We start from the raw sequence: 6,990 nt of genomic DNA on the forward strand, positions 1-6,990 counted from the left end.
GGCACCACCCGCTGGAACAGCTCCCACAACTCGTCCGGCACCAGGCGCTCCACGATCATCACGCGAGCAGCTTACAAGCCCAAATGAGATGACTTCTAACGAGTTGGTGCGTGATAGTGGGTGAGGGCTGGATCGCCTGTCGGAGGGCTGTGGTTCACACGTTGGCGGTGCGGTCGGAGACGAGGCCGGCGATGGCGCGATAGGTGTCGGGCAGGTTGTTCCGGCGGTGGGTCCAGCGCAGGAGTTGCTTCCAGCGCTTGTGGTCGGCCAGGGCGTGTTCGATGGTGATGCGGTCGGAGGAGTGCTGGTGGCGGGCCTGTTCCCAGCGGGCGTGGACGTCGGCCAGCGCGCTCTTGTTCGGTTTCCTCGGTGGCGTGATCGCCTGACCGGGGTGATCGCGTCGCAGGCCGAGGTAGCCGTCGTCGAGGAGGACCTCCACCTCGGGGAAGTATCGGAAGCAGTTGGCGATGCCTTCGTTGCGGGCGGCGGTCGCATCGTGCATCCGCCCTGGTCGCAGGGCGTCGGTCCACAGGGTGCGGCCCTTGTGGTCGGCGATCACGGTGGCCTTCATCGTGTTCTGCTTCTTCTTGCCCGACAGGAAGGCGCGGCGCCCGCCGCGGCCGGCCGCGGGCCGGCGGACCTGGATCTCGGTGGCATCCAGCCGCAGCTCGACACCCTCGGCCTGCGCGTAGGCGAACACATCCGTCAAGGTCCGCAGGCGCACACCGGGCCGGTCAGGGACCGCGCAGCCCCGCCGGGCGAGCAGGGTGCGGATCTCCCCGACCGCCCGGGTGACGGTGGAGCGGTCAACACCGAACAGCAGTCCCAGCACCGCATGCGGAAGGTCGTGCCGCAGATGGATCAGGGTGGCCACCACCCGGTCGGTGAAGACGAGTTGGTGACGGGCACCAGCACCCGCGGCCCGCTTCCTCGCCCCGCCCCGCACCTCGTGGCGGCGTCCCTCGACAACGGTCTGCCATGGCTCGGCCAACTCGGCGATCAGACTGCCCAGATGCTGCCGGGAGACACTCGTGAACAGCCGATGCGCCAGAACCGCCCGATTGACCATGATCCGCACGCCGCGATCATGCCACCCCCACCGCGGCCACCTCACCCGCTATCACGCACCAACTCGTTAGGGCCCGCAGAGAATCAACATGTTGATTTGATCTCGGTTTTGGCTTCAGGTGCGAGGAAGGCTGTCACGTCTGCCGGGGTGCGGAACCGTGCGGTGGATGGCGGGATGGTGTGGTCGGCCAGAAGGGGCCGGACTTCCTGGATGGCTCGGGACATGGTGCTGCGGGTGACGCCGAAGAGCGTGGCGATCCGGCGCTGGTGGAGCACGGCAGCGAGGATCCGGTCAGGTGTGGTGAGTATGTCTTTGGCGCCGGCGCCCCGAGCCCGGAGCCGGTTGCCGCCGCGCTGCTGGTGTCGGAGTCTTTCGCGCCGGTCCTCGAGGGCCGGGGTCAGTGTGCAGATCAGCTGGTCCAGTCGCGTGATCGGCATGCCGGTCAGCTCGGGGGCGCGGAGGCCGACGGGTGCGGGGCAGGCCGGGACGGCATCGACCGCTCGAGGCGTCAGCTGTGTGTGGGCGGGGTGGAGGGTGTAGTTCCAGTCGCCGTGGAAGCGGTGGCGGTGCAGGGGCAGGGCGTCGATCTCGGCATCGGTGACCTTGACGCCGGTGTCGTAGGTGCCGGTGTCGAGACGGGCCTCGACCCGGAGCCCGGTGCGGGTAGTGGTTGCGGCGATGCTGTTCACGATGACGTCGTGGCTGCTCAGAGGACGACCGCGCCAGCTCATGCTGATGTGGGAGAACAGCCGGTGCTCGATCTTGTTCCACTTCGATGTGCCGGGGGGCATGTGGCACACGGCGATCTCCAGACCGGTCTCGGCGGCGAGGGCGGCAAGTTCGGTCTTCCAGGCGCGGGTGCGGTGGCCGTTGGAGCCGCCCGCGTCGGCGGTGATCAGCAGCTGGGCGGCGTCCGGGTAGTCGTGTCGGCCGCGGGCCAGCCACCAGCGGCGGATCGAGGCGACCGCGAACGCGGCAGTGTTATGGTCGGTGCCGACGTTGACCCAGCCGGTGTTCGCGGCGAGGTCGTAGATCCCGTACGGGATCGCCTTGCCCGGGCCCTGCCGGTCGAGGAAGTCGTGCGTCCTGACCTGTGGCGGCTCGCCGGCCGGCCGCCACTGGCGGCCGGCATTCCTGTAGTCGCCGACCAACTCCTTCTTCTTGGTGTCCACGCTGATCACCGGCTGTCCGCTGTCCATGTGGTTCGTGGCCTGCTCGTTGATGTAGCGGAACTGGGCGTCGCGGTCCGGGTGTTGCGCACCCTCGATGGTCTTGGCGTTGGCCTGCAAGCTGAAGCCTTCCTCCCGCAGCAGGTCGTCCACCGTGTCCGCCGAGACCCGGTGTCCCCGCCGGGTCAGTTCGTCGGCGAGTTTCCTGGTCGACTTCGTCGTCCAGCGCAGCGGCGACATCGGATCTCCCCGTTCATCCGGTTCGACCAGGGCCAGCAGCGCATAGCGCAGTCCCGGATTCAGCTCCACCGCCCTCTTCCGTCCGCCGCCGGGCCGGCGGACCCGCCCCAGCGGTCCCACCCCGGACTCCAGCTCGTCCACACCCTTGCGGACCGTGGTCTCGCTGACCCCGGCCGCCTGTGCGACCGCCCGGATCCCGCCATGCCCCAGCAGCCGGGCCTCGGCCGCCATCAGCAGACGCCGCTGCCGCTCGTCCAAGTGCGGGAACAACACCTCGAACTTGAGGGCGAGTTGGCCACGGATCGACTCGGAGACGCGCATACCAGACCAACGAGCCGCACAACGCGAAGCAACACGTTGATTCTCTGCGAGCCCTTAACGTCCGGGTGTCGAACGAGGAACGAACTTGGGAAGACCGCTCCCGTAGCACGGTGGCCATCGGGGCACCGTTCGCCGTGGGACGCGACACGCCCGTGAGGGGCAATCAGAAAGCTTCGGTCGGGATGTTCTGCATATATGGGACTGACCCGATGTTTCCTTCCTGAGGAGGCGCAATGCCCTACGGTTCGATCGTGGGACCTGGAAGCACGCTGGCGGCCACGGGCCTGGCGACAGGTCAGGTGTGGCTGGTGACGATCAGCGTGGTCGCGGTACTGGTGGGTGTGATCGCGGTCAGGACGTCGTTCCGGCGTGGCAAGGGCCCGGTCGAGCGGTGACGCGACTCTCCGTGCCCCGTGGTCGTGGGCGGCGGTCGGCCGCCGCCCACGATGCGGTACCCGTGAAGCACGTACCGAAGCTGTGGCCCGGCGTGGCGCCGCTCCCGCGTGCCTGGCACGCCTCGTCTCTCGGCGTGGTCCTGCTGGGCGCGGTGCCGCTGACGGCCTTTCTGGCCTGGGGAGTGGCCCACGTCTACAGCACGGTCGCCGCGCTCGTGGGCAGGAGCCAGGGCATGACGCTGCCGTGGCTGGTGTCCTTCCTGCTGCTCTGGTGGGTACCGCTGTCCTGGCTGGAGCGGCCCCGCACCGCCTCGCCCGAGGCGCAGTCGGAACTGGACCGGCTGACGGTCACCGTGCAGATCCCGGTCTACAACGAGGACCCGGACGCGCTGCGCGGCTGTCTGCACTCGCTCCTGGTCCAGAGCCGTCCGGCGAGCCGGATCCGGGTCGTCGACGACGGCTCCGTCCACGACGACGGCACGCCGATGACGTACGACGACGTCCGCGCCGAACTGTTCGAACGCGCCGCCGCCCGCAGGGTCGAGGCGACCTGGGACCGCACCCCCAACCGGGGCAAGCGGCACGCCCAGATGCACGTCCTGGCCACAGACGACGCCGACGTCTTCGTCACCCTGGACAGCGACTCCCTCCTGGACCCCGAGGCGATCGCCGAGGGCCTGAAGCCTTTCGCCGACCCGAACGTCACCTCCGTCGCCGGCCATGTCATCGTCCTCAACCACGACGCCAACGCCCTGACCCGGATGATCAACCTGCTCTACCTCCCCTTCACCCGCGGCCTGCGCTCCGCCCAGTCCGTCCTCGGCCGGGTCACCATCAACTCCGGCACCCTCGCCTTCTACCGGGCCCACATCGTGCGCGCCGCCGCCGGCGTCTACGAGCACGAGACGTTCCGCGGCCGGCCCATGCAGATGAACGACGACTCCATGCTCACCTTCTACGGGCTCCTCGCCGGTGACACCGTCCACCAGCCCTCGTCGCTCGTCTTCACCCTCGCCCCCGAACGCTGGTCGCACTACCTGCGCCAGCAGATGCGCTGGATGCGCGGCACGACCGTGCGCCACTTGTGGTGGCTGCGCTACATGCCCCTGACCGGCGTCGTCTTCTGGTCCACGGTCGCCGAGTACGTCCACCTCGCCCTCGGCATCGCCATCCCCGCCGTCGTCCTCGCCGACCCCGACCTCCGCGCCCACACCGGCACCCTCGTCCTCGCCGGCGTCGTCATCGGCGCCGCGATGAGCTATTTGATGGCCCTGCGCCTGTTCACCGTCCACCGCACCGACATGCGCCTGAGCCAGGTCCTCCTCCTCTTCGCCCTCTCGCCGCTCGCCTCCGTGTGGCGGGCGCTGTTCCTGCGCCCCCTGTACTTCTACGCGATGGCCACCTGCCACCGCGTCGACCGCTGGGGCACCCGTACCCGCGTCGAAGTCACCCGCACCCCACGCGAAACCCCGTCCGACACCGCCGCGGTCCCTCCACGCGCAGAGCCCAACACCAGCGCGAGCACCGAAACCCTCCCGGCCCGGCCCCGGACGCCCGCTCGGTTCGAGGAATAGCCGTTCGGCAACCCGTCACGACGTGGGACGGGCCCTCGCCACCGGCGAGGCCTACACCAAACCCGCCCACCACAAGAAGGGCACCAAACCCCGCCGATTGGATAAATGACAAGCTAATACTCCAGTGTGACTTTGCGATCTATCCGGTTGAAGAGCCGGAGAGTCGTTGAAGTCGCCCCGTACAGCGCGCCGCCCGTCCTGCCGGGCGGCGCCGCCCCGGCCAAGGCCCCGTGCGCCTTCTCCACCGCCGGGAAGACCTGGACGCCCGCCCAGGGGATCGCGTCCCTCACCCCCTCCACCCAGGGCCGCATCAGCATCGACGTCCACGGCAAGGGCGGCACCTGCACCGTCGCGCTCGCCTCCTACCGGGCGCACGGCGCGACGTTCGCCACCTCCGGCCTGCAGCAGATCACCGACTTCGCCACCGCCACGGTCGCCGACGGCCGCACCGCCACCTTGGACATCGCCGTCCCCGCCGCCGGGTGCTTCGCGCAGATCGACCTGTACACCAGTCCCACCCGCTACGACGGCGCCACCGGGCCGGACCACGGCCCCGCCCCGCAAGGCCCGGGCGTCGCTGACACCGGGGACACGGTCTCGCTCACCACCGTGGAGTTCCGCCCTGACAGCACCGGGGCCCGTTTCGTCCTCACCGGCGGAGCGGAGCTGTCACCAAGTTCGCGGCACCCGCATCGCCATGCCGAGGGTGATGGCCTGGGCGGCCTTGAGCCGGGCGTCGGCCAGGCGGTCGAGGCCCTGGCGCAGTTCGGCGGGGCGGGGGGAGATCAGGCCGGTGACGGAGTGCGTCACCAGTCCGGCCCGGACGAGGAACACCTGGTAGTAGGCGACCTCGAACCGGGTGTCCTGGACCTCGACTCCGGCGACGCCCTCCACGCACACGGCCTGCGGCGCGTCGGTGAACGCGGTGACCGCCTTGAGCCGCGTCGCGTGACCGTGCTGCCAGCCCTCCCAGGTCCCCCGCGCGATGGCGTCCGCGCCCCGGACCACCCCGCCGAACACGGTCTGGACGGCGTCCGGGGCGTACACGGCGCGCAGCGCCGCCGCGTCCCGGGCGTCGGTGGCGGCCCAGATCCGCCGGTGGAGCGCCTGCCCCGGGGTGGGGACGGCGTGCTGCGCGGGAGCCGGCGCGGGCGGACGGGGCAGGATCGTCCCGGTGACGTGGACCCGCACCCGTCCCGCGTCCAGGGCGAAGACGTCGTAGGTCAGCATCCGGGCGAACGCGGTCGACACGACGGACTCCACCCGGATCGCGTCCCCCAGGTCGGTGAAGTCCTCCACGGCCGTCGTCGTCACCGCACCGGCGGTGGCGAACAGTTGCGAGTAGTCGGCCGCGATCCGCTCGGCGCCGGAGCGGACCGAGCCCGTCGACGAGGACAGCAGGACGGCGTCGGGATGGTGGAGGTCGCGCAGCGCCGCCACGTCCCGGGCCGCCATCGCGGCGCACCAGCGGTGGTGGAAGACCTGACCTGGCGTCAGTTGCACGGTCCCGCCCCCTACCCGGACTTCTCGCTGTGGTGCCACCCTACTGCCGCGGGCGCCTGCCGGGCCCGGCTTCCGCGCGGAACCGCCCCAACGAGGACGCGCAGCGACGAGCGGAACCGCCCGCGTCCCCGGCCCGCGCGGAGACGTGCTGACGGAGGGTGGCGCGCAGGCTACCGTTGGGCGCGTCAGATGACGTAGGCGGCGGGCCGGGCCCGCCGCACGCGGTTGGGGGTGGGGGCGTGTTCGATCCGTTGTCGGTGTCGGCGGTCACGGTCGTGCTGGGCGCGGCCGGGTCCGCAGTGGCCGGGGAGGCCGGGAAGTAGGCGTGGGAGTCGCTCGGCGGCCTCGCCCAGCGGGTGACGGGCCGACAGGTGCTCGCGCCGGTCGGAGCACAGGAGCGCGAGGCGCTGGCCCGCCTGTTGGTGGAGGGAGCCCGCAACGACCCGGCGCAGGCCCGGGCGCTGGCCGCTGGATGGGGTGTGTCCAGTGACTGGCTCTGTCCCGTAATCGGTGGTGACGAAGTGTGACGACCATCGTTGGCATGGTGTGTGTGATGTCAACGAGCTTGTGGGCGTGGTGTTTTCGGGCTTGTCGGCCTTGGTCGTCGAGGGTGTGGCGGGCGAGGGCAAGGTCATCCGGGTGTCGGCGCGGACGAGGGATGATCCGGTGCCGTGTCCGGTGTGCGGGCGGCCGACGGGGCGGGTGCACGGCTTCCACGG

6 protein-coding genes and 2 pseudogenes are annotated in these 6,990 nt (G+C 70.5%); 4 read left to right on the forward strand and 4 right to left on the reverse strand.

Features of this window, described 5'->3' with window-relative positions:
• Positions 1 to 154: 154 nt before the first annotated feature.
• Both OO48_RS33390 and OO48_RS33395 read right to left on the reverse strand, forming a co-directional pair.
• Complete coding sequence (locus OO48_RS33390) at positions 155 to 1,069, reverse strand: transposase family protein (protein WP_209439592.1); 915 nt, start codon at positions 1,067 to 1,069, stop codon at positions 155 to 157.
• A gap of 83 nt (positions 1,070 to 1,152) precedes the next feature.
• A complete protein-coding gene (locus tag OO48_RS33395; protein ID WP_106970484.1) occupies positions 1,153 to 2,799 on the reverse strand; it encodes an ISAzo13 family transposase in 1,647 nt (548 codons plus the stop codon).
• Between the two features lie 251 nt (positions 2,800 to 3,050).
• Between OO48_RS33395 and OO48_RS39140 the strand changes: the two genes are divergently transcribed.
• The 3 genes and pseudogenes from OO48_RS39140 to OO48_RS41095 form a co-directional block, all read left to right on the forward strand.
• The gene (locus tag OO48_RS39140; protein WP_167346499.1) at positions 3,051 to 3,194 is read left to right on the forward strand and encodes a hypothetical protein; all 144 of its coding nucleotides are present in this window, start codon (positions 3,051 to 3,053) and stop codon (positions 3,192 to 3,194) included.
• Positions 3,195 to 3,256: 62 nt separating this feature from the next.
• Positions 3,257 to 4,768, forward strand: coding sequence for a glycosyltransferase (locus OO48_RS33400; RefSeq protein WP_063830803.1), 1,512 nt, complete (start codon positions 3,257 to 3,259; stop codon positions 4,766 to 4,768).
• Positions 4,707 to 4,877: pseudogene (locus OO48_RS41095) on the forward strand (NF041680 family putative transposase); the annotation flags it as partial. The gene OO48_RS33400 and the pseudogene OO48_RS41095, both read left to right, overlap by 62 nt.
• Before the next feature lie 253 nt (positions 4,878 to 5,130).
• Here OO48_RS41095 and OO48_RS38745 read toward each other — a convergent pair.
• Positions 5,131 to 5,277, reverse strand: a complete 147-nt coding sequence (locus OO48_RS38745; RefSeq protein ID WP_157845614.1) for a hypothetical protein — start codon at positions 5,275 to 5,277, stop codon at positions 5,131 to 5,133.
• A gap of 160 nt (positions 5,278 to 5,437) precedes the next feature.
• Positions 5,438 to 6,271 (reverse strand): nuclear transport factor 2 family protein, encoded by an 834-nt coding sequence (locus tag OO48_RS33410; RefSeq protein WP_033223267.1) that lies wholly within the window; start codon positions 6,269 to 6,271, stop codon positions 5,438 to 5,440.
• Between the two features lie 546 nt (positions 6,272 to 6,817).
• On the opposite strand from OO48_RS33410, the pseudogene OO48_RS41330 reads away from it, so the two are divergent.
• Positions 6,818 to 6,990 (forward strand): annotated as a pseudogene (locus OO48_RS41330) (ISL3 family transposase); the annotation flags it as partial.

Source organism: Kitasatospora phosalacinea, assembly GCF_000716545.1.
Classification (GTDB): Bacteria; Actinomycetota; Actinomycetes; order Streptomycetales; family Streptomycetaceae; genus Kitasatospora; species Kitasatospora phosalacinea.